20 protein-coding genes are annotated in these 21,306 nt (G+C 51.4%); 7 read left to right on the top strand and 13 right to left on the bottom strand.

The features are described from left to right. Nucleotides 1-75 precede the first annotated feature (75 nt). From sitD to OGX99_RS13110, 6 genes are all read right to left on the bottom strand, one after another. Nucleotides 76-927 carry an iron/manganese ABC transporter permease subunit SitD gene (sitD, locus tag OGX99_RS13135; protein WP_252838660.1) on the bottom strand — a complete coding sequence of 284 codons (852 nt, stop codon included), beginning with the start codon at nucleotides 925-927 and terminating at the stop codon, nucleotides 76-78. Next, nucleotides 924-1,781, bottom strand: coding sequence for a metal ABC transporter permease (gene sitC / locus OGX99_RS13130; RefSeq protein WP_210905309.1), 858 nt, complete (start codon nucleotides 1,779-1,781; stop codon nucleotides 924-926). Before sitC ends, sitD begins: the two co-directional genes overlap by 4 nt. A 2-nt stretch (nucleotides 1,782-1,783) precedes the next feature. Next, nucleotides 1,784-2,599 (bottom strand): manganese/iron ABC transporter ATP-binding protein, encoded by an 816-nt coding sequence (gene sitB, locus OGX99_RS13125; protein ID WP_210905308.1) that lies wholly within the window; start codon nucleotides 2,597-2,599, stop codon nucleotides 1,784-1,786. Beyond that, a complete protein-coding gene (locus OGX99_RS13120) occupies nucleotides 2,596-3,513 on the bottom strand; it encodes a metal ABC transporter substrate-binding protein (protein ID WP_151218214.1) in 918 nt (305 codons plus the stop codon). Before OGX99_RS13120 ends, sitB begins: the two co-directional genes overlap by 4 nt. Before the next feature lie 179 nt (nucleotides 3,514-3,692). Further along, the gene (locus OGX99_RS13115; RefSeq protein WP_286543792.1) at nucleotides 3,693-4,466 is read right to left on the bottom strand and encodes an SGNH/GDSL hydrolase family protein; all 774 of its coding nucleotides are present in this window, start codon (nucleotides 4,464-4,466) and stop codon (nucleotides 3,693-3,695) included. Nucleotides 4,467-4,476: 10 nt separating this feature from the next. Further along, nucleotides 4,477-5,517, bottom strand: coding sequence for a porin (locus tag OGX99_RS13110; RefSeq protein ID WP_286543977.1), 1,041 nt, complete (start codon nucleotides 5,515-5,517; stop codon nucleotides 4,477-4,479). A 407-nt stretch (nucleotides 5,518-5,924) separates the two neighbouring features. Here OGX99_RS13110 and OGX99_RS13105 point away from each other — a divergent pair, with 407 nt between their 5' ends. Next, nucleotides 5,925-7,295 (top strand): class-II fumarase/aspartase family protein, encoded by a 1,371-nt coding sequence (locus OGX99_RS13105; protein ID WP_252838662.1) that lies wholly within the window; start codon nucleotides 5,925-5,927, stop codon nucleotides 7,293-7,295. Between the two features lie 46 nt (nucleotides 7,296-7,341). Here the strand turns inward: OGX99_RS13105 and OGX99_RS13100 are convergent, their stop codons facing one another. After that, a complete protein-coding gene (locus OGX99_RS13100; protein WP_286543786.1) occupies nucleotides 7,342-8,235 on the bottom strand; it encodes a MurR/RpiR family transcriptional regulator in 894 nt (297 codons plus the stop codon). A gap of 353 nt (nucleotides 8,236-8,588) precedes the next feature. Here OGX99_RS13100 and dcuC point away from each other — a divergent pair, with 353 nt between their 5' ends. The 3 genes from dcuC (at nucleotide 8,589) to OGX99_RS13085 (ending at nucleotide 12,131) form a co-directional block, all read left to right on the top strand. Beyond that, nucleotides 8,589-9,956, top strand: a complete 1,368-nt coding sequence (gene dcuC / locus OGX99_RS13095; protein WP_151218209.1) for a C4-dicarboxylate transporter DcuC — start codon at nucleotides 8,589-8,591, stop codon at nucleotides 9,954-9,956. A 51-nt stretch (nucleotides 9,957-10,007) separates the two neighbouring features. Beyond that, on the top strand, nucleotides 10,008-11,702 hold the full coding sequence (locus OGX99_RS13090; RefSeq protein WP_252838663.1) for an NAD-dependent malic enzyme: 1,695 nt from the start codon (nucleotides 10,008-10,010) through the stop codon (nucleotides 11,700-11,702). 84 nt (nucleotides 11,703-11,786) lie between these two features. Further along, on the top strand, nucleotides 11,787-12,131 hold the full coding sequence (locus OGX99_RS13085) for a nitrous oxide-stimulated promoter family protein (protein ID WP_286543976.1): 345 nt from the start codon (nucleotides 11,787-11,789) through the stop codon (nucleotides 12,129-12,131). Nucleotides 12,132-12,170: 39 nt separating this feature from the next. Here the strand turns inward: OGX99_RS13085 and flhA are convergent, their stop codons facing one another. The 6 genes from flhA to hypA form a co-directional block, all read right to left on the bottom strand. Further along, the gene (gene flhA / locus OGX99_RS13080) at nucleotides 12,171-14,249 is read right to left on the bottom strand and encodes a formate hydrogenlyase transcriptional activator FlhA (protein ID WP_187253108.1); all 2,079 of its coding nucleotides are present in this window, start codon (nucleotides 14,247-14,249) and stop codon (nucleotides 12,171-12,173) included. Nucleotides 14,250-14,377: 128 nt separating this feature from the next. Further along, nucleotides 14,378-15,388 (bottom strand): hydrogenase expression/formation protein HypE, encoded by a 1,011-nt coding sequence (gene hypE, locus OGX99_RS13075; RefSeq protein WP_151218208.1) that lies wholly within the window; start codon nucleotides 15,386-15,388, stop codon nucleotides 14,378-14,380. After that, nucleotides 15,385-16,506: a hydrogenase formation protein HypD gene (hypD, locus tag OGX99_RS13070; protein WP_151218207.1), complete on the bottom strand. Its 1,122-nt coding sequence runs from the start codon at nucleotides 16,504-16,506 to the stop codon at nucleotides 15,385-15,387. The genes hypE and hypD overlap by 4 nt, the downstream gene beginning before the upstream one ends. Next, entirely contained in the window at nucleotides 16,506-16,778 is a 273-nt protein-coding gene (hypC, locus tag OGX99_RS13065; protein ID WP_151218206.1) for a hydrogenase 3 maturation protein HypC, read from the bottom strand. Before hypC ends, hypD begins: the two co-directional genes overlap by 1 nt. Further along, nucleotides 16,769-17,641 (bottom strand): hydrogenase nickel incorporation protein HypB, encoded by an 873-nt coding sequence (gene hypB / locus OGX99_RS13060; RefSeq protein WP_187253106.1) that lies wholly within the window; start codon nucleotides 17,639-17,641, stop codon nucleotides 16,769-16,771. Before hypB ends, hypC begins: the two co-directional genes overlap by 10 nt. 72 nt (nucleotides 17,642-17,713) lie before the next feature. Next, nucleotides 17,714-18,070, bottom strand: coding sequence for a hydrogenase maturation nickel metallochaperone HypA (gene hypA / locus OGX99_RS13055; RefSeq protein WP_042310587.1), 357 nt, complete (start codon nucleotides 18,068-18,070; stop codon nucleotides 17,714-17,716). A gap of 198 nt (nucleotides 18,071-18,268) precedes the next feature. Here hypA and hycA point away from each other — a divergent pair, with 198 nt between their 5' ends. The 3 genes from hycA (at nucleotide 18,269) to hycC (ending at nucleotide 21,305) form a co-directional block, all read left to right on the top strand. Continuing rightward, nucleotides 18,269-18,727: a formate hydrogenlyase regulator HycA gene (hycA, locus tag OGX99_RS13050; protein ID WP_151218204.1), complete on the top strand. Its 459-nt coding sequence runs from the start codon at nucleotides 18,269-18,271 to the stop codon at nucleotides 18,725-18,727. A 143-nt stretch (nucleotides 18,728-18,870) separates the two neighbouring features. Continuing rightward, on the top strand, nucleotides 18,871-19,482 hold the full coding sequence (gene hycB, locus OGX99_RS13045) for a formate hydrogenlyase subunit HycB (protein ID WP_005130602.1): 612 nt from the start codon (nucleotides 18,871-18,873) through the stop codon (nucleotides 19,480-19,482). Continuing rightward, nucleotides 19,479-21,305 (top strand): formate hydrogenlyase subunit 3, encoded by a 1,827-nt coding sequence (hycC, locus tag OGX99_RS13040; protein ID WP_187258903.1) that lies wholly within the window; start codon nucleotides 19,479-19,481, stop codon nucleotides 21,303-21,305. The genes hycB and hycC overlap by 4 nt, the downstream gene beginning before the upstream one ends. The last annotated feature ends 1 nt before the right edge of the window (nucleotide 21,306 follow it).

The following is a 21,306-nucleotide window of genomic DNA, read 5'->3' as shown; positions in this document are numbered from 1 at the left end:
TGATAATATAGCCTCTGACCGGAGGCTATATTCATATCAAAATAAAAAATTAGCTGACATATTATAAAGTATTATTTATACATCACGTAGCTGAAGCTGATTTTCTAAACGCCGATCGCGCAGGGTTGCATAAATAAAAGTAATCACAAACAGCAGTGAAAATAATACGACGATGGTGGGAGCCGGTGCGCTGTCGATGAAAAATGACAGATATACCCCTATAAATGAAGTAACGATCGATATCGCCACCGCCAGCCACAAGGCGTTGGAAAATTTCCGCGTCAGTAAAATTGCAATCGCCCCAGGAGCAATCAGTAAAGAAATCGACAAAATAATCCCGACCGATTTTAGCGTGGCGACAATCGTCAGGGCGATCATACACAACAGGCCGTAATGCAGCAGAGTGGTGTTAAGCCCACTGGTCTTGGCCTGATGTGGGTCGAACGCATACAGCAGCAGATCTTTCCACTTCAGCCCAATGATTAGCGCGATCCCCAACGCAATCACCGTTGTTTGCATAATATCGCTCAGTGATATGCCGAGCATATCGCCGAACAGAATATGATCCAGATGCACTTCCGACTGAATGGAAACATACAGCACCAGTCCCGCACCAAACATCCCAGAGAAAACAATGCCCATGATGGTGTCGCGCTTAATGCGGCTGTTATCGTCGAGGTATCCGGTGGCTACCGCGCAGAACAGTCCAGCGACAAACGCGCCAATTGCCAGCGGGATGCCCGCGATGTAAGCCAGCACGATCCCCGGAAAAACCGCATGGCTCATGGCATCACCCATCAGCGCCCACCCCTTGAGCACTAAAAAAACCGATAACAACGCGCAGGGGATAGCCACAATAGTGGAGATGATCAGCGCATTGACCATAAAGCTAAACTGAAAGGGTTCCAGCAGCGTTGTTAAGATCATACCAGCTCCTTATTGATCCTGCGGGCGCGGCGGCGATTCGCCAGCAGACCGTGTTTGGGGGCGAAGACAAACGCCAGCAGGAACAGCAGTGTTTGCAATACGACGATAATTCCGCCGGTTGCACCATCCAGCCAGTAGCTCAGCCAGGCCCCGAAAAAGCTGGTCAGGCTACCGATAGCTACGGCAACCGCCAGCAGGCGAGGAAAACGATCGGTCAACAGCCAGGCGGTGGCTCCGGGCGTGACCACCAGGCAAATCACCAGAAATGCGCCGACGGTTTGCAGGGCGGCTACCGTTGAAACGGAGAGCAGTGTAAAAAACAGCAGCTTCAAACGCCCCGGATTCAGACCGATAGACCGGGCGTGGTTTTCATCAAAAAAGACCACCATCAAATCTTTCCACTTCAATAACAGGATGGTCAGCGATACCACACCGATGATCGCCAGCTGCAGAATATCTTCCGGCGCAATTGCCAGGATATTACCGAGAATAATGGTCTGGATGTTCACCGACATCGGATTGAGCGACACCATAAAAAGCCCGATACCGAAAAAAGACGAAAAAATCAGCCCGATAATCGCATCTTCCTTCAGGCGTGAACGCTGATTGAGAAACAGCATGCTGCCCGCTGCCAGCCCACCGGAAAGAAATGCGCCCAGTGCGAAGGGAAGCCCTAACATATAGGCTCCGGCTACACCCGGCACGATAGAGTGCGATAGCGCATCGCCAATCAGCGACCAGCCTTTGAGCATCAGATAGCAAGAGAGAAACGCGCACAGGCCGCCGACCATCGCCGAAACCCACATGGCGTTGAGCATATACTGGTAACCAAACGGCTCTGTCAGCCAGTTCATGATTATTCCCCCTCGCTTGCCGCGCGTCGCGAAATAAACGGACGTTCATCATCGGTAATCACGTGCTGTTCGCCGCCGCGCAGGGCAACGTGACGCAGGACACCGCTAAATGCCAGCTCGAGATTCTCGGGAGTAAAGGTGGTTTCGGTCGGGCCACTTGCCAGCACCGTGCCCTTAATCATCACCGTGTAATCACAAAACTCGGTGACGGAGCCCAGGTTATGGGTAGAGACCAGCATGGTCCGGCCTTCATCACGCAGTTCACGCAGCAGGTCGATGATCCGGGCCTCGGTTTTCACATCTACACCAGTAAACGGTTCATCCAGTAAAATGACCTGGCCGTCCTGTGCGATAGCGCGCGCCAGAAAGACGCGTTTTTTCTGCCCGCCAGAAAGTTCACCAATCTGGCGATGGCGATAGTCCAGCATGTCGACCCGCGCCAGCGCCGTATCTACGCAGTCGTGGTCGATCTGTTTTGGCCGACGCAGCCAGCCCATATGGCCAAATCGTCCCATCATCACCACATCTTCCACCAGCACCGGAAACGACCAGTCCACCTCCTCTGACTGGGGGACATAGGCGATCAGATTCTGTTTGAGCGCTTTATTAACCGGTTGTTGCAGAATAGAGATTTCCCCCCGCGCCAGACGGACAAACCCCATCAACGCTTTAAATAGCGTTGATTTTCCCGAACCGTTGACGCCGACCAGGGCGGCAATTGAGCCGCCCGGAACCTGAAAAGTGGCATCCCGCAGCGCAGTGTGCCCGTTGCGATACGTCACCGTAACCTGATTCACGGTAATCGCAGATTGACTCATTTTTGGCTCCTTAACCCGTCGTTGATGCCGCTGACGATGGTTTGTGTCGTCACGCGCAGTAAATCCAGATAGGTCGGTACCGGACCATCGGCAGCGCTGAGCGAATCGACATACAGCACGCCGCCGTAATGCGCGCCAGACTCACGAGCGACCTGACGTGCAGGCTTGTCGGACACGGTGCTTTCGCTAAATACGGTGGGGATTTGATGCTCTTTGATCGCGTCGATCACTTTGCGTACCTGTTTGGGCGTGCCTTGCTGATCGGCATTGATTGGCCACAGATACAGCTCTTTCAGGCCGTTATCACGTGCCAGGTAAGAGAATGCGCCTTCGCTGGTGACCAGCCAGCGTTTATCGGCAGGGAGCTTTATCAGTTCATCATGCAGCGGCGCCAGAGTCTGCTGGATTTTCGCTTTATAATTCTCCGCATTTTTCTGGTAGGTGGCAGCATTGTCTGGATCGTATTTCATCAGCGCATCGCGAATGTTATCCACGTAAATGAGCGCGTTCTCCGCTGACATCCAGGCATGCGGGTTCGGTTTGCCGTTGTACGGCCCTTCGCTGATACCCATTGGCTGCACGCCATTTGAGACCATTACCTCCGGCACGCCGGATAAATGCTGATAGAAGCGGGCAAACCAAAGCTCCAGATTGAGGCCGTTGGAGAGGATTAGCTGTGCACCCTGTGCGCGTTTAATATCCCCTGGTGTGGGCTGATATTCGTGAATTTCAGCCCCGGGTTTGGTGATAGAACTGACGTCAGCGGCGTCACCTGCCACATTACTGGCCATATCGGCAATCACCGTAAAGGTGGTTACTACCTTAAATTTTTCTTTCGCCCAGGCAGGAGACAGCGTCAGCGCCGTGATTACGCTTGCAAGGAGAAGCGATTTCAGATGGGGCAGATGCGGCATAGTATCCCTCACAATGAAGTGGTTAATTTATCATCAAATATAGCCTTTGCTATGTTATATAGCACAAGGTATGAGTAAATGAAAATAATTCTTATTTGTGTAGAGTGCTAAGGAATGGATGAGGATATGCGTTTACGCCGACACGATTGTCGGCGTGCAGGGGAGGACAAAGCCGATGATTATGATTTCTGGAACTCAGTGACGGTTTCCCAGGCTACTTGCTGCAAGGCTTTGGCGGTAGCAGGGTTCATGTCCGTATCAATGGGAAGCGCACCGCCGACCGGAGACTGATTATACAGAGTAGCGAAAAATACGCAGGCGGCGAGATATGTTCCTGAAATCGAAGGGTGTACACCATCTTGATAATACAGGTTAATTTCTGGGTGCGTTGTACGCGCTTTCTCGAAAGCCAGACCTACCGGAGCTACATATCCCCCCGTTTTTTGCGCAATCGAGATATAAGCATCTGCCAGTTTTTGGCTATCTTCGGGTTTGTCTTTTTTCGGCCAGGTCATGAAATAGACGACTTTTGCACCGGCTTTATGCGCCATTTCGGCCATTTGGGTTGCAGAGTGCACGAAATTTTGTCGGGTACTTTCTTTCTTTGAAATCGTTTCTGTAGAATTCCCCTGCAGGATGACGACATCCCATTTCTGTAGCGTGTTCTGATAGCGCATATTCTCAATTTGCCAGCCTAAATGACCGCTGGAAATCGTGATCCCCCGATATTTATAGCCTTTGGCGTGATCAGGCAGTAAGGACTGCGTCAAATCCCGCAGGCGGGTATTAATATTATTGTTATAGAAAGTGAAAGAGTTACCATAAAGCGCGACAATTTTATTCTCACCATCCATTTTCGCATATGCGGAAGGCGCTAATAACGTATCCGCTTGAACACAGATACTACTTAAGGCGAAAGTCGTCGCTGCGGCAAGTAATGTTATCTTTTTCATTTTTTATCTCTTAGAAATCATAACGGAGCCCAACGATAAGCGCATCATCATTGGTCTTTTTGTTCTTACTTGCGAACTCTTTATCGTAAGTAAATGATAACCACGTGTCTTTAGCCAATGTTAATTGCGCTTCAGCACGCCAGTCTTCTTTTTCAGCAATATCTTTACCATCTTCATTTAAAAAGCTATATCCGGTAAGAACCTTGACGGTGCCAAAGTTGTAGGAAATGAACGAATCCATCCCTTTATAATTATTATCGCTTTTGTTATCACGAGAAATAGACGTACGTAATGCGGTTACTGCGACTTCATAGGCTTTATAACTGAGTTGTAATCCTCCCATGATTTGATCGTTTTGATTACGTCCATCGGTGGTCACTACCCCGTCCTGTCGTTTATAACGGCTGGCCGCTATCGCCGGTGTAATCCTAAAATCGCCAAATTTGAAAGAATTGCGATAGCTGGCCATCGCGCCGTAATCCAGAGCTTCGTTATCACTGTTGCCGTTATCGGAAACCCATGCCAGTTGAATCTCATTGCCGGCAAATTTGGCGTTCCACTGTACGGTGCCGTCCTGTCGGTTGAACTGGTAAGAGTCATCAATGGTTGTAATGCCATAGCTGTAGATATTGGGGGTGAAGTTTTTGTACTTATCGGTCATTTTCATTACCTGATACAACGGGTTTTTGGTTCTCCCGGTGATCAGTTCACCCCATGTTTTATTCGACAGGCCGACATAGGAATAGCGGGCCTCCATATCGCTTTCGCCGGTATTATTATCATTTTTTTCGGTACGCACCTGCCATTCCAGTCGGCCTACGATTTTAGTCTCTGGCAGAAGATCCAGATCTCGCGTGAGATAAATACCTATACGACCACCTAAATCACTTCGACTTTCACTGCCAGCGAATGAATTCTGACCACTTGCAATTTTGCCCTCAACACGACCATAGATATCCAGCGTATTTCCATCCTTATTATAGACGTTTAAGGCGAACGCCGAGGAACTCATACCCATTAGTAATATTAGTGAATAATTTTTTAGTTTCATGTTATCCCTCAAATCAGCATTAGTTTCCTGACCATAAAAATAAATTTCACAGCGAGGTAATTGTTTGAGGAAAAGGAATGACAGCGACATGGGAATCATTTTTTCTCGTAATGAAATGTGATTATTCGCGCATAACTATCTCTGATTTGGCGATTGTATTAATGGTTCTTATATTTAATGAGTGTTTTTTTTAAGGTATTACGGTGACTTAAATTGTAATGCAGAAGTTACTGTGAACTACATCGCATTTTTACAGAAGGCAAAAACTGAAAATGGGAATATTACATTCTCATGGCCTATTTTGGGGTGGGAATACTATTTTCCCCTATAATTTGGCAGACAAATCCCGCAAAATTGATTAATCACATTTTCGATTATCACGCATTCACTAGCCGGAGAGGCGCTGTATGTACGGGAAGCAAACAACGGTATTTGATTCTGACCTTTATTCATCATTGTTCACTCAGGAGAAGATGCGGGAAATATGGTCTGACGACAATCTGCTGCGTTGTTGGTTGCGTTTTGAGGCGACGGTCGCTCGAGTGCAAAGTGAGCTGGGGATTATTCCTCAACAAGCAGCCGTTGAAATTGAACAAACCTGTCGGGAAATAGAGATTGACTGGCCCACCCTGGCGCAAGAAACAAAAACCGTCGGCATGGCTATAAAGCCGCTGATCGATCAGATCTCCGCCAGTGGAACACCATTGGTAAGTCAGTTTCTGCACTGGGGATGTACCACTCAGGATTTACTGGACTCAGGCATGGCGATGAGATTGCAGCAAACGCTGCAACTGTTACGTGAGCAATTGCTTGATGTTGGCGAAGCCATGAAAACGATGGCGTTACGACATGCTCGCACGGTAATGGTTGCACGAACCAATTCGGTGGATGCTTCTGCAACGACGTGGGGGCTTCATGTTTGCAGTTATCTGGCGGAGATAAACCGCCACCTGACACGTCTACAGCAGCTGTATCCGCGTGCCGTAACCGGACTTTTTGGTGGTGCGGTGGGGAATCTGGCTTCTGTAGGTAAGCAGGGAATGGAAACACGCCAGCGGCTGATGTTAGCGTTGGGTCTGAACGTGCCCTGCGGGATTAATAATGCCAGTCAGGATGCGGTCGTTGAAGTTGTGCAGTTTTTTGCTCTTGTTCACGGCACGCTGTGTCGTCTGGCCAACGATGTCGAAACAATGGGACGTACGCCGATTGCTGAAGTACTTGAGGGAGAGGGCGGTGGCGGATCCAGCACCATGCCACACAAAGTTAATCCACGCGCCAGTAATATGATGCAAACGCTGGCAAGAATGGGGTGGATGTATGCTTCCGGCGCGCCAGCAATGCTGGATCAACAGGATGTGCGAGCAGCCTCTATGCGGGTATTAAACTGGACGATCCTTCCGGAGGCCTCTAATGCGTTATCGACCAGCCTGACACGCGCAAAGAGCCTGCTTTCGCATCTCATTGTTAATGAAGATAAGATGCGCGCTAATTTTGACTGCTCAAAGCACTTTATTATGTCGGAATCGCTGACAATGAAGCTTGCCGCCAAAATTGGCAGAGAGTCCGCTTATAACCTAGTGAAAAAGCTGCTGAAGCATGCAACCGGCGAGCACAGCTTCATGGAGATCGTACTGGCTAGCCTGGAAATCCGCGCGTCATTATCTGGGGCGGAAATTGCTGCCGCCTGCGAGCCGCTGTCATATATCGGGGCTAACGACGCGCTAATCGCTGAGACTATCGCTGAGTTCGATCGCGTGAAAACCGCAGATATTGCCTGATTCGTCATGTCGCCGGGAGGGATAACACTCCTGGCGGTTGGTGGCGCTAAGTATTGTGGGCCGAAGCAGAAAATGTTTCGAAAAAGACGAATAATTCTTCCAGTTGGGCAAAATTACCCTCGCTATCTCCTTTCTCATAAGCCAGATGCAGAATGAGTTCGATAAAAAAGAAGCCAAGAATACGGCTTTGAAAAATGGAGTGTACGTCGCTTGGGAGAACAAACTGCAGATCGCAGAACTTACCGTAAGGGTTCGCCTCTGAGTTGGTCACCAACACTACGACGGCATTCTTTTTTCTGAACCATTTTGCAATATTGAGGGCGACCCGGTTAAATCGATAGTAAGAGAAAACAATCAGGACATCCCCTTCCTCAATATTGATGAGACATTTGGGGAGCTCGCTGATGTCCGTCGGTAACAGAGTGATGTTGCTGCGAAAGTACTTTAGCAGTGTACAAAAATGCGTCGCCATGGCATGAGATGATGAAGGGCCGACGACATAAATATGACGTTTATTATTCAGCACCAGATCTATAAACGCATTAAGGCTCTCAATATCAATATTATTTTTAAATTGATTAAATAACTCTGATACTTTGTGGGTGAAATCGGTAACGATAGTTTCGGTGGTAATGCTGGGATTGTTACGCAGTTTGATGTTTTTCTCAAACGGCGCAGATATTTTATTTTTTGACAGCGTGATATCTAATGCCTTACGGAAAGCAGCATAACCCGTAAACCCAATCTTATTTAAAAATCGGCCAATAGTTGCTTTGCTTACCATCGAATTTTGCGAGAGATCAACAATGCCATGATAAGGGAGTTCATTAAAGTGTTTATTAATGTACTCATTAAGTCGGCACTCAGATTCAGTTAGATCACCCATATTAAGAGTCAGTAAGTTATACTCATCCAGACTTAATGTGTTTTTATTGTACATGGATAACACCCGGTTGCTGTTGTATATCAACGTTGTTATAGGATAATACCTTTTCGACGTCAACCATTGAATGAATATCTTGGAAACCCGCATCCAGCCTTTTCTTACGGATGCTACCTTATTCAGATGAGTTGCGATCTTACTCACAAAAAGGGGTGGGAAAACACCTTTCCCGTATTTTACAACCACACAACCCATTACACTTAAATCTCAATATTTGAGTATGTAATACGATAAATTTACGTACATATTATAGCTGCTTATATATAGGTGTAATTTTTTACTATCCTACATAAGCTATGATGATATGACAGGTAACCCTACCCGATTTGTATGGCATAGGAATTGTTATTATGACAGCGTTTATTATAGCTATAGTGATAACAGCTATTGCTGCATGGTTAATTGTGAAAAATTATCAGCCGCAAACTGTTTTATTACTCGCTGGATTGGCATTATTGACCATTACCGTACTGTTTTATCCTGAAAAAAGCATTCTCTATGATAAAGCCAAATCCACGGGATCAACCTGGCTGGATATCTTTAGCTTTGCTAAAGAATCGCTGACCACACAAATTGCGGGTATTGGTCTTATCATCATGGCTGCGGGCGGATTTGCCAGCTATATGGATCACATCAAAGCGTCGAACGCGATGGTTAATATGTGCATTCGTCCGCTACAAGTGATTAAAGCGCCTTACCTTATCCTCGCGCTGGGGTACATCTGTGCGCAGCTTCTGCATGTGGCAATTTCAAGTGCGGCGGGATTGGCGATGTTGCTGCTGGTGACATTCTTCCCGGTTCTGGTCCGTCTCGGAGTCAGTAAAGCCTCTGCGGCAGCGATGATTGGTCTGTGCGCGTTTATGGATTTAGGGCCTGCGGTTGGAACAGCGAATTTGGCGGCCAAGCATGCCGGAATGGAAAGCGCTATCTACTTTGCTCATTACCAGATGCCGGTCGCGGTGGTGGTGATGCTGGCTGTTGCGGTAGTGATTTACTTCACCGCGAAATATTTTGACAAAAAGGATGGCTTCGTGCCGGGCGAGCAAAGTGTCGCGCAAGCGGAAGAAGAGGGTCGCAAGTCTCCCGTTATTTACGCGCTTCTGCCGGTTCTGCCTGTGGTTCTGGTGCTGGTCTTTAGCCCGCTGGTGATCAAATCAATTAAAATTGACGTAGTGACGGCGATGATTCTTGGCGCGGTCGTCGCATTTTTCTTTGAACTGGTGTCAACCCGAGATTTCAAAAGCTGCTGTAAAGGATTACAGGTCTTCTTCAAAGGTATGGGCAGCATGTTTACCAGCATCGTTTCCTTGCTGGTGTGTGCGGATATCTATGCGCAGGGGCTGCAGAAAATTGGCGCAGTGGACTACCTGCTGCAGTCGGTGCAAAACGCAGGTCTGGGCTTTACCAGCATGACACTAGTGATGACCGCGCTGGTGGGAGTAACCGCTGTACTGACTGGCTCTGGCGTTGCTGCCTTCTTCTCTTTCTCCGGCCTGGCCCCCTCCATTGCGGCAAAATTTGGCGAAAGCGCCGTTAATATGATCCTGCCTATGCAACTGATGGCGGGAATGGGGCGCTCAATGTCTCCTGTGGCTGGCATCATTATTGCGGTAAGCAAAGCAGGGGAATGTTCACCGTTTATGATCGTCAGAAGGACGCTGCTTCCAGCGCTGGCCGGTATCGCGGCGATGCTGGTTGCCAACTATGTCCTGATTTGAATCCCGAGAGCCTGTTAATGCAGGCTCTTATTGTTTATCTGGTTGTAATTTATGGATGGCAACGTGACAAACGATGTTTTATACGTCCCGTTTACGGGCAAGTTACTGCTTGAGTCTCCGTTATTGAACAAGGGAAGCAGCTTCACGCAACAAGAACGACATGACTTTAACCTGAGTGGGCTACTGCCTTGCGCCATTGAGAATATTGATGAACAAGCCGAGCGGGCGTATCAACAATATCTTGAGGCTGAATCCCACAACGCCCGGCATATTTATTTGCGTAATATTCAGGATACCAACGAAACGTTATTTTATTATCTGCTGAAAAAGCATCTACCTGAGATGCTGCCAATCGTTTATACCCCGGTAGTCGGGGCCGCCTGCGAAAAATTCTCCTGGATATATCGTCGTGCGCGTGGTGTATTTATTTCATGGCCCGATCGCGATCGTATTGACGATATTTTGCATGATATTCCACGGCACGATATTAAAGTCATTGTCGTCACTGATGGTGAGCGCATTCTGGGCTTGGGCGACCAGGGCGTTGGCGGTATGGGTATTCCTATCGGGAAGTTGTCGCTTTATACCGTTTGTGGAGGGGTAAATCCGGCGAATACGTTACCCATTCTTCTGGATGTCGGCACTAACAATACACGACTGCTGGACGATCCGCGCTATATCGGCTGGCGTCATCCGCGTATCACCGGTGAAGATTACTTCGCATTTATTGGCATGTTTATTGCGGCGGTTAAACGACGCTGGCCTAACGTTCTGCTGCAGTTTGAAGACTTCGCCCAGCATACAGCGATCCCTTTGTTGGCGAGTTATCGTGATGAACTATGCTGTTTTAATGATGATATTCAGGGCACGGCGTCAGTGGCTCTTGCAACAATTCTCTCGGGCTGTCGTGGTAGCGGTCGCGACCTCTGCCAGCAACCCATCGTGATTGTAGGGGCGGGCGCGGCAGGATGTGGCATCGCCCAGCATATTATTGCCTGTCGTATATCTGAAGGTATGAGCCAGACTGAAGCCCGACGGACCATTTTTATGGTGGATCGCGACGGTCTGGTGATGACCACCAATGATGCCTTAGCTGATTTCCAGCAATCGCTGGCGCAACCTCCCGAAGCCTTATCTGACTGGCAGTATGATGGGCAGGCGCCGTCATTACTGGAGGTGATTCATAATGTCAAACCCACGGTGATGCTGGGTGTGTCGGGCCAGGCCGGACTGTTCTCGCAGGAGGTGATTAGCACGATGTATCAATACTGCGATCGCCCGATTGTCATGCCGCTGTCGAATCCCACCTCGAGAATGGAAGCGCGGCCAGAAGATATCGTGCGCTGGACCGAGGGACGGGCCATCATCGCGACAGGCAGTCCCTGCGATGCGGTTGTATTTAATGGGGGTTCCATTCCCGTTGCACAGTGCAATAATGTGTATGTTTTCCCGGCCATCGGTCTGGGGGCTATCGCCAGCGGCGCGACGCGCATAACAGACACGATGCTGATGGCGGCAAGCTGCGCACTGGCCAATGCTTCTCCACTGGTGCGCAATGGTGAAGGTGCTCTGCTACCGGAGGTTAAGACAATCTGCGAAGTGACTCGCAGTGTTGCTTTTGAGGTCGGTAAGGCAGCACAGCATTCCGGTGTGGCGGAGAAGATGAGCGACGAGACGCTGTTGCAGAGTATTAAAGATAACTTTTGGCTACCGCATTATCGACCTTATAAACGCAGAGCTATTTAGTCATTTTTCCTGGAATGATTAACGGCTCTTGGTTGCCTCTATGGTTAAGGTGTATTATTTATGCAACTTAATTATGGAGGCATTATGTCCGGCAAACGTATTGCTCGTGAAAAAATGACGATCCGGAGAATGCTCTCACTCTACGAGAGCCAGTGTCCGCAGGCTTCAGACGAGCCGGGGCATTACGATGCGTTGTTTGCCTATGCGCAAAAGCGCCTCGATAAGTGCGTATTTGGTGAGGAAAAACCGGCCTGTAAACAGTGTCCGGTACACTGTTATCAACCTACTAAACGCGAAGAGATGAAACAAATTATGCGCTGGGCTGGGCCAAGAATGTTCTGGCGTCATCCGATTCTGACCGTGCGTCATCTGATTGATGACAAACGCCCTGTCCCGGAATTGCCAGAGAAATATCAGCGCAAGAAGTAATTCAGATGCCCGATAAGCGTGGCGCTATCGGGCAATCAGTTAAACCAGCGCATCCTTATCAATGCCCAGGCGTTTCATACGCGAGAGTAACGTGGTGCGCTTCAGTCCCAGGCGCTGCGCTGCACCTTTAGGACCGGCAACCACGCCGTTGGTCTCTTTCAGAACGCGCATGATCAACTGGTATTCGTCCTCGCCATCCTGCGCAACTTCGGTGGCCACTGGTGGTGCGGACGGCGTCAACGCGGCAATATCCGGCAGGGACAGCTGTAGCACGTTGCCTCGGGTAAGCAGAACTGCACGCTCCACCACATTTTCCAGTTCGCGCACGTTGCCCGGCCATTCCATGCTGCTCAGCGTACGCAGCGCTTCGGCAGGAATGCTGTCGATATTGCGCCCCATCCGGCGGGCAATTTTAAAGGTGAAAGCTTTCACCAGCAGCGGGATATCTTCCGGGCGCTCGCGCAGTGGCGGCAGATGGATTGGGAAGACGTTCAGTCGATAGTAGAGATCGTTACGAAACTCGCGATCGGCGACCATCTTTTTCAGATCGCGATTAGTGGCGGCGATCAAGCGAACGTCGGTCTGGATCAGTTTATTGCTGCCCAGACGTTCAAACTCCTGCTCCTGCAATACGCGCAGCAGTTTGGGCTGAAGCTCCAGCGGCATGTCGCCCACTTCATCGAGGAACAGCGAGCTTTTATCGGCCAGCTCGAAACGTCCAATCCGCTGCGTGCTGGCCCCGGTAAACGCGCCGCGCTCATGACCAAACAGGTCGCTTTCCAGCAACCCGGCTGGCATGGCGGCACAGTTCATTTTTACCATCCGGCGGGCATTACGCCCACTCAGGTTGTGAATTGCGCGGGCAATCAGCTCCTTACCGGTTCCGGTTTCGCCGAGAATCAGGACGGTGCTGTCGCTTTGCGCCACCATTTCGACCTGTTTGAGCACGCTGTACATTGCTTCACTGCGGCCAATGATTTCGCCGAACTCGCTCTCCACGTTGTTAAGTTGTTCTGTGAGCGCCAGGTTTTCATCGACCAGGCGCTCTTTCAGGCGATGAATTTCCTGATAGGCGAGAGCGTTATCTACGGCGATCGCCACGCGTTCGGCGATTTGGCGTAGCAGTTTGAGGTTGGCAGTGGTGAACACTTTCTCTTCGCACTGCGCCAGCTTAAGGACGCCGAGCATAGTATTGCCCGACATCAGCGGCAGCAGACACAGGGTCTGTAGCTGGTTGCCCCAGGTTTCGAACAGCATCCGTTCGTAAGGGGCGAGCGTATCGCGTTCGCTCAGATTAATCAGCAGCATCTCTTTGCTTTTGAACACGCGTTCGGAAAGCGTACCAGCTTCATCCACTTCACTTTGTTCGTGCGCCGGATGATGTTCATCCAGATAGTGGGTGGAATAAATGCTGAGTTTGTTTTTGCGATCGCTGCGTAACACGATGCTGATGGCATCGATGTCGAAGTAGTGGTGGATCTCTTTGGCGACTTCGCTGACCAGTTCGTCAATGTCCAGGCGAGAGAGCACTGCATTGGTGATGGCGACCAGGATGCGAAAGTTATCACGCTCGCGGCACAACAGATCGTAATCGACGTTGTTGCTGACCCGGCTTTGAATTTGTTCAGCTACAACGCCGACTATTTGGGTGAAGGTCTGCAGCCGGTTGTACTCTTTTTCACTCCATGGACGATCTTCATTACGGATGAATTCACAGCCGCCAAAGATGCGCCCATCCGCCGCCAGCGGCAGCAGGCAGTAGTGGCCAAATTCAGAATACAGTCCGCCAGCGGCCAGCTGTGGCCAGGTTTCAGTAAATTCGTGATAGTTGCAGTGCAGCGCATCGGGGCGGGACAAAATACGGCGTACCGGGCCATGGGCCAGTACTGTTTCGTCTTCATAATCGATGGGTTTACCATTTTCACGCGTCGCAAAATAACGCGCACGCTGCGTTTGTGCCTGCCATAAGACAATAGCCGCACAGTCGGCCAGCGCTGAACGCTTGACCAGCTGCGAAAGCGCCTCGCTGAGAGACGGGAGATCGGGCTGCTGTAATAATGTACGAGTAATATCGAACAGGCCTTGCTGTCCGAGGTCACTCATCGGTGTATACGACATATTGCTTTTCCAGGAAAAGCACCGCAGAACGGTGCGAAAACGGTAAATGAATTATAGGTATAAGTCGTAAATTATTGCCGGATAGCGATTTCAGCTTATCCGGCCTACACGTTGCCGCTAATGGGCTGTTAGCATATACGAGGTAAGGGTTCGGCGTGTGGTAAATCAAGGGTTCGTTTCACGCCGTAGAGTCCGGCAAGACGCACACCCTTGCGCTCTACCACTTCGCCAATCATTGCGGCATCGCGTCCTAACGGATGCGCGCGCAGCGCGGCAAGCGCCGTTTCAGCGGCCTGACGTTCAACGGCAATCACCAGCTTGCCTTCGTTAGCAAAGTTGAGCGCATCGAGGCCCAGCAGTTCGCAAACGCCACGTACTGCAGGCTTCACGGGCAGGGCCGCTTCTGACAGCTCAATACCAAACCCGCATGATGCGGCAAATTCATGCGTTACCGCATTCACGCCGCCACGGGTCGCGTCACGCAGCGCCTTCACGCCGGGGATATCACGTAGCGTCTGGATAAGCGGTGTCAATACCGCGCAGTCACTGACCAGTTCGCCATCAAGACCCAGTTGTTCGCGGAGGTTGAGGATAGTTGCGCCATGATCGCCAAGCGTACCGCTGACCAGCAGCACATCGCCCACGCTCAGGGTTTGTGCCCCCCAGTGAATGTTAGCCGGGATCGCGCCCATTCCGGCGGTGTTGATAAACAGTTTGTCCGCCGCGCCGCGCTGTACAACCTTGGTGTCGCCGGTGACGATGGCAATGCCCGCTTCGCGCGCGGTTGCCGCCATGCTGTTAACGACGGTTTTCAGTGTCTCCATTGGTAAACCTTCTTCGAGGATAAAACCGCAGGAGAGATAGCGCGGGAGCGCGCCGCTGACGGCCACATCGTTAGCCGTACCACAGATAGCCAGCTTGCCGATATTCCCCCCCGGGAAGAACAACGGATCAATAACATAGCTGTCGGTTGAAAACGCCAGACGGTCGCCTTCAGCGACCAGTTGCGCCAGTTCCAGACGTGCCTGATCTTCCTGTTCCGCCAGCCACGGATTCGCAAAAGCCTCCATAAACAGACTGTTGATCAACTGCTGCATAGCCTGACCGCCGCTACCGTGGGCGAGTTGTACGCTGTTCATGCTTCACACTCCTGCTGACGATATTGATACCAGGCGGCACATGCGCCTTCTGAGGAGACCATCAGGGCGCCAAATGCGGTCTCCGGATTACAGGTTTTACCAAATAGCGGGCACTGATGCGGTTTGCATCTGCCGGTCAATACCTCTCCGCAACGCGCACGCGGATCGTCATACACCTGCTGCGGTGCTGGCTGGAAATGCGCTTCGGCATCAAAGCGTTGATACTCCGGCGTCAGATGAACACCGGAAGATTCAATCACGCCCAGACCGCGCCATTCGCTGTCGCCATTGACGCAGAAAACGTCGGCAATTGCCTGTTGCGCTAGCGCGTTACCGGCGTCCGGTACCACGCGACGGTACTGGTTTTCTACCTGGCTGTGCGCGGCAATTTTCTGCTCAATCAACATCACCACGCCCTGCAGCAGATCGAGCGGTTCGAAACCGGCGACCACTAACGGACGATGGAAATCTGAGGCAATGAAATTATAGGCATCGGTACCAATCACCATGCTGACGTGGCCCGGCGCTAAAAAGGCATCAATGCCGTTGTCCGGTTGTTCCAGCAGGCTGCGCAGCGTAGGGATAAGCGTGATGTGCTGGCAGAAAAAGTAAAAATTCTGCACGTCACGCTGTTTTGCTTGTTGCAGGGTAATGGCGGTTGTTGGCATGGTGGTTTCAAAACCCAGGCCAAAGAACACAACCTTACGCGTTGGGTTTTCCTGTGCCAGCTTCAGCGCATCCATCGGTGAATAGACGATGCGGATATCCGCGCCGCGCGCCTTGGCTTGTAGCAGGGAACCTTGTTTACCCGGGACGCGCATCGCATCACCAAAGGTGCAGAAAATCACTTCCGGATGGCTGGCAATTTCTACACAGCTGTCGATTCTGCCCATCGGCAGAACGCAAACCGGGCAGCCCGGACCATGAATAAACTCGACGTTTTCAGGCAGTAATTGATCGAGACCGAACTTGAAGATTGCGTGGGTATGACCACCACAAACTTCCATGATGCGCAGCGGGTGTTCAGCAGTGTAGGGGAGGAGTGCAGCACGTTCACACAGGTGCTCTATCAACTGCATCACCTGTTCTGGTGCGCGGTATTCGTCAACAAAACGCATTATTTTTCCTCGCCATACAGCAACGCGCCGACATCCGGCTCAACGTCAAACATGTTTTGTAGCGCATCGAGCGTGTCGCGCGCTTCTGCTTCATTAATGATGCTCATGGCAAAGCCGACGTGAACCAGTACCCACTGGCCCAAACGGGGTTGACCATGCTCATCGTAGCTACCGACCAGCGTCAGATCGACGTCGCGCTGAATACCGCAAACGTCGACTTTAGCCTGGTTGCCGTCAATGGTGCGGATTTGACCCGGAACACCTATGCACATCGCTGCGTCTCCAGCCAGGAGAGCCATTGCTCCATCCCTTCGCCGCTGGTGGCAGAAATCAGGATGATCTCAATTTCCGGGTTCACTTCCCGGGCGCTGGCGATGCACTTATCTACGTCAAAATTGAGGTACGGTAGCAGATCCACTTTATTGAGCAGCATCAGCGAGGCGGCGGCAAACATATGCGGGTATTTCAGCGGTTTGTCTTCGCCTTCAGTGACGGAAAGCACGGCCACTTTATGGCGTTCGCCGAGGTCGAAACTCGCCGGGCAAACCAGGTTGCCGACGTTTTCAATGAACAAAATACCATTGTCTTCAAGCGGCAAACGCGGCGCGGCGTCAGCGATCATTTGGGCGTCGAGGTGGCAACCTTTACCGGTGTTGACCTGGATGGCTGGCGTGCCCGTGGCACGAATACGTGCAGCATCGTTAACCGTTTGCTGGTCGCCTTCAATGACGGCACACGGCACGTTGTCTTTGAGCTTCATCAGCGTTTCGGTCAGCAGCGTGGTTTTACCGGAACCCGGGCTTGAGACAAGGTTCAGTACCAGATGCTGACGAGCGGCAAAGCGGGCGCGGTTGCGTTCGGCCAGACGGTTGTTTTTATCCAGTACGTCAATTTCCACTTCCAGCATGCGGCGCTGGCTCATGCCCGGCGCATGGGTACCTGCTTCACCGTGACCATAGTGCAAATCGCCTTCTTCGGTCTGACTCGGTGTGAAACTGGAGGTTTTCACACCGGTAATATTCAGTGCCGGGCGAGCCGCCGGGGCAAATGGCGCGCTGCGAAACGCCGAGTGGGGATTATGCTCATCACCCTCTATATAAAGGTTGCCTTCAGCGCAACCACATGTCGTACACATCGCTCACTCCTGATCTATTGCTTATTACTAGCTTTTTATGCCGGAAATGACTAAGTCGATATCCGGCATTAATTAATCTTCAGCGTCGCCAATTTCAATTCGCCGAATCTGTAGACCGTCATCGGCCACAATTCTCAGCGTATCGCTGTTGCATTGCGGGCACCGACGCACGCGTTGCGTCAGTAAGGTGACGTATTGCTGACAAGATTCGCACCAACATTCGGCTTCTTGTTCTTCGAGGTGGAGTTTACAACCTTCTGCAAGGGTGCCACGGCATACCAGATCAAAACAAAAGGCGAGAGCGCTGGTTTCTACGCAAGAAAATGCGCCAATTTTGAGCCAGACCCCAGTTACTCGTTTTGCGCCGTGCTGGGTGGCCTGTTGTTCAATCAATTCCAGTGCCCGTTGGCAGAGGGTTATTTCGTGCATACCGCCTCCTGTGAAGTTGCCGTACTAAAAGCAATAAACATGCCAGCTTGGATTTTTTCCAACGTGACAATGACGACAATGACGAAATGACATGTCGTCACTCGTTTTTGATTTTTTATCTGTATGAAAATTAAGGTTTTTAATTTTGGCATGAAATGTGCTTAAAGCTGTTCATCTCTGCTAAACGGGTAACCTGACATGACTATTTGGGAAATAAGCGAAAAAGCCGATTACATCGCTGAACGGCATCGTCGCCTACAGGACCAGTGGCGTATTTACTGTAACTCGCTGGTTCAGGGGATCACCCTGTCGAAAGCGCGTTTGCATCATGCAATGAGCTGTGCGCCGGACAAAGATCTCTGCTTTGTCCTTTTTGAACACTTCACTATCTACGTCACGCTGGCGGATGGCTTTAACAGCCACACCATCGAGTACTACGTCGAAACAAAAGATGGTGATGATAAACAACTGATTGCACAGGCACAGTTGACCATCGACGGTAAAGTCGATGAGCGTATCAACGCCCGCGATCGTGAACAGGTGCTGGAGCACTATCTCGAAAAAATCGCCACCGTCTACGACAGCCTGTATACCGCGGTTGAGAACAATATGCCGGTGAATTTAAGTCAACTGGTTGAGGGACATAGCCCGGCTTAAGCCTCGGGTACTGCCCAGTTTTGTCATGATGCGCTTTCATTCTGCGTCACGACAGTTTAGGGAATGGGCATGTCGAAAAATGTCGAAATGACATTTCGCAGACATGTTTTCGTCAAAAATGACTATCACCTGAGGAATGCCTGGTGAATCGTTTTGTAATTGCTGACTCCACTCTTTGTATCGGCTGCCACACCTGTGAAGCTGCCTGCTCAGAGACACATCGCCAGCATGGCCTGCAGTCAATGCCGCGCCTGAAAGTGATGTTAAATGAAAAAGAATCCGCGCCGCAGCTTTGCCACCAGTGTGAAGATGCACCTTGCGCCACCGTTTGTCCGGTTAATGCGATTAATCGTGTTGACGGTGCTGTACAGCTGAATGAAAGCCTGTGCGTCAGTTGCAAATTGTGCGGGATTGCCTGTCCGTTCGGCGCGATTGAGTTTTCCGGTAGCCGTCCGCTACACATCCCGGCAAACGCCAATACGCCAAAAGCGCCTCCGGCTCCGCCTGCACCTGCCCGTGTGAGCACGCTGCTGGACTGGGTTCCGGGCGTTCGCGCCATTGCGGTGAAATGCGATCTGTGCAGTTTTGACGAACAGGGTCCGGCCTGCGTGCGCATGTGCCCAACCAAAGCCCTGCACCTGGTGAGCAACATGGATATCGCCCGCGCCAGCAAACGTAAGCGTGAGCTGACTTTCAATACCGATTTCGGCGATCTCACCTTGTTTCAGCAGGCTCAGAGTGGGGATGCAAAATGAGCGCAATTTCACTAATTAACAGCGGCGTGGCTTGGTTTGCGGCTGCGGCGGTTCTGGCATTTCTGTTTTCATTTCATAAACCGTTGAGCGGTTGGATTGCCGGGGTTGGCGGCGCGGTCGGCAGCTTGTGTACGGCGGCTGCGGGTTTTACCGTTCTGACTAATGCGCTGGCGGTCAGCGGCGTGATGCCGTTTATTGGTCACAGTCTGCAAATTACCCCGCTAAATGCCATCTGGCTGATTACGCTGGGCTTGTGTGGCCTGTTTGTCAGCCTGTACAACATCGACTGGCATCGTCATCCACAGGTCAAAGCTAACGGCCTGCTGATAAATTTGCTGATGGCAGCAGCGGTATGTGCGGTGGTGGCCAGCAACCTCGGGACGCTGGTGGTGATGGCGGAAATCATGGCGCTTTGTGCCGTGTTCCTCACCGGCTGCAGCAAAGAGGGGAAACTGTGGTTTGCGCTGGGGCGTATCGGTACGCTGCTGCTGGCGATTGCCTGCTACCTTGTGTGGCAACGTTACGGCACGCTGGAGCTGCGTCTGCTAGACCTGCGCACTCAGGAGCTGCCGCTCGGGTCTGACATCTGGCTGCTGGGTGTGGCAGGTTTTGGCCTGCTGGCCGGGATTATTCCGCTGCACGGATGGGTGCCGCAGGCACACGCCAACGCCAGCGCGCCGGCTGCGGCGCTGTTCTCTACCGTGGTCATGAAGGTGGGGCTGCTGGGTATTCTGTCGCTGTCGCTGCTGGGCGGTAACGCGCCGCTGTGGTGGGGAATTACGCTGCTGGTGTTGGGTATGATCACCGCATTTGTCGGCGGTCTTTATGCGCTGATGGAGCACAACATCCAGCGTCTGCTGGCGTACCACACGCTGGAAAATATCGGCATTATTCTGCTGGGTCTGGGTGCTGGCGTGACCGGCATTTCCCTGAATCAACCTGCTTTGATTGCGCTGGGTTTAACCGGTGGTCTGTATCATCTGGTCAACCACAGCCTGTTCAAAAGCGTTCTGTTCCTGGGCGCGGGCAGCATCTGGTTCCGTACCGGTCATCGCGATATCGAAAAACTGGGCGGGATCGGTAAACGTATGCCGGTTATCTCTCTGGCGATGTTGGTTGGCCTGATGGCGATGGCCGCGCTGCCGCCGCTGAACGGTTTTGCCGGTGAGTGGGTTATCTATCAATCCTTCTTCAAGCTGGGTAACAGCGGGGCGTTTGTCGGTCGTCTGTTAGGGCCGTTGCTGGCGGTTGGGCTGGCAATTACCGGCGCGCTGGCGGTGATGTGTATGGCAAAAGTCTATGGCGTAACGTTCCTTGGCGCACCGCGTACGAAGGAAGCTGAGAATGCCTGCTGCGCACCAATCCTGATGGGTGTGAGTGTCGTTGCGCTGGCTATCTGCTGTGTGATTGGCGGTGTGGCTGCGCCGTGGCTGCTGCCGATGATCTCCTCTGCTGTTCCGCTACCGCTGGAAACCGCGAACACCACCGTTTCTCAGCCGATGATCACGCTGCTGCTGATCGCGTGTCCGCTACTGCCGTTCATCATCATGGCGATTTTCAAAGGTAACCGCCTGCCGTCGCGTTCACGCGGTGCGGCATGGGTGTGTGGCTACGATCACGAGCAGTCAATGGTCATTACTGCGCATGGTTTTGCTATGCCAGTGAAAGAAGCCTTTGCTCCGGTACTCAAACTGCGTAAATGGCTGAATCCGGTATCACTGGTTCCGGGCTGGCAGAATGCGGCTGCGCCGGTGCTGTTCCGTCGCCTGGCGCTGATTGAGCTGGCGGTACTGGTGGTGATTGTGGTTTCACGAGGAGCCTGAG

The sequence above is a fragment of the Citrobacter sp. Cu096 genome (assembly GCF_030332285.1).
In the GTDB taxonomy this organism is placed as follows: Bacteria; Pseudomonadota; Gammaproteobacteria; order Enterobacterales; family Enterobacteriaceae; genus Citrobacter; species Citrobacter meridianamericanus.
The sequence above is the reverse complement of the archived record's forward strand: the minus strand, read 5'-3'. Positions and strand labels throughout refer to the sequence as shown.

What these genes read in the sequence shown, in the direction of transcription:
- sitD (WP_252838660.1), bottom strand. Translation starts at nt 927, where the DNA reads ATGATCTTAACAACGCTGCTGGAACCCTTTCAGTTTAGCTTTATGGTC.
- sitC (WP_210905309.1), bottom strand. Translation starts at nt 1,781, where the DNA reads ATGAACTGGCTGACAGAGCCGTTTGGTTACCAGTATATGCTCAACGCC.
- sitB (WP_210905308.1), bottom strand. Translation starts at nt 2,599, where the DNA reads ATGAGTCAATCTGCGATTACCGTGAATCAGGTTACGGTGACGTATCGC.
- OGX99_RS13120 (WP_151218214.1), bottom strand. Translation starts at nt 3,513, where the DNA reads ATGCCGCATCTGCCCCATCTGAAATCGCTTCTCCTTGCAAGCGTAATC.
- OGX99_RS13115 (WP_286543792.1), bottom strand. Translation starts at nt 4,466, where the DNA reads ATGAAAAAGATAACATTACTTGCCGCAGCGACGACTTTCGCCTTAAGT.
- OGX99_RS13110 (WP_286543977.1), bottom strand. Translation starts at nt 5,517, where the DNA reads ATGAAACTAAAAAATTATTCACTAATATTACTAATGGGTATGAGTTCC.
- OGX99_RS13105 (WP_252838662.1), top strand. Translation starts at nt 5,925, where the DNA reads ATGTACGGGAAGCAAACAACGGTATTTGATTCTGACCTTTATTCATCA.
- OGX99_RS13100 (WP_286543786.1), bottom strand. Translation starts at nt 8,235, where the DNA reads ATGTACAATAAAAACACATTAAGTCTGGATGAGTATAACTTACTGACT.
- dcuC (WP_151218209.1), top strand. Translation starts at nt 8,589, where the DNA reads ATGACAGCGTTTATTATAGCTATAGTGATAACAGCTATTGCTGCATGG.
- OGX99_RS13090 (WP_252838663.1), top strand. Translation starts at nt 10,008, where the DNA reads ATGGATGGCAACGTGACAAACGATGTTTTATACGTCCCGTTTACGGGC.
- OGX99_RS13085 (WP_286543976.1), top strand. Translation starts at nt 11,787, where the DNA reads ATGTCCGGCAAACGTATTGCTCGTGAAAAAATGACGATCCGGAGAATG.
- flhA (WP_187253108.1), bottom strand. Translation starts at nt 14,249, where the DNA reads ATGTCGTATACACCGATGAGTGACCTCGGACAGCAAGGCCTGTTCGAT.
- hypE (WP_151218208.1), bottom strand. Translation starts at nt 15,388, where the DNA reads ATGAACAGCGTACAACTCGCCCACGGTAGCGGCGGTCAGGCTATGCAG.
- hypD (WP_151218207.1), bottom strand. Translation starts at nt 16,506, where the DNA reads ATGCGTTTTGTTGACGAATACCGCGCACCAGAACAGGTGATGCAGTTG.
- hypC (WP_151218206.1), bottom strand. Translation starts at nt 16,778, where the DNA reads ATGTGCATAGGTGTTCCGGGTCAAATCCGCACCATTGACGGCAACCAG.
- hypB (WP_187253106.1), bottom strand. Translation starts at nt 17,641, where the DNA reads ATGTGTACGACATGTGGTTGCGCTGAAGGCAACCTTTATATAGAGGGT.
- hypA (WP_042310587.1), bottom strand. Translation starts at nt 18,070, where the DNA reads ATGCACGAAATAACCCTCTGCCAACGGGCACTGGAATTGATTGAACAA.
- hycA (WP_151218204.1), top strand. Translation starts at nt 18,269, where the DNA reads ATGACTATTTGGGAAATAAGCGAAAAAGCCGATTACATCGCTGAACGG.
- hycC (WP_187258903.1), top strand. Translation starts at nt 19,479, where the DNA reads ATGAGCGCAATTTCACTAATTAACAGCGGCGTGGCTTGGTTTGCGGCT.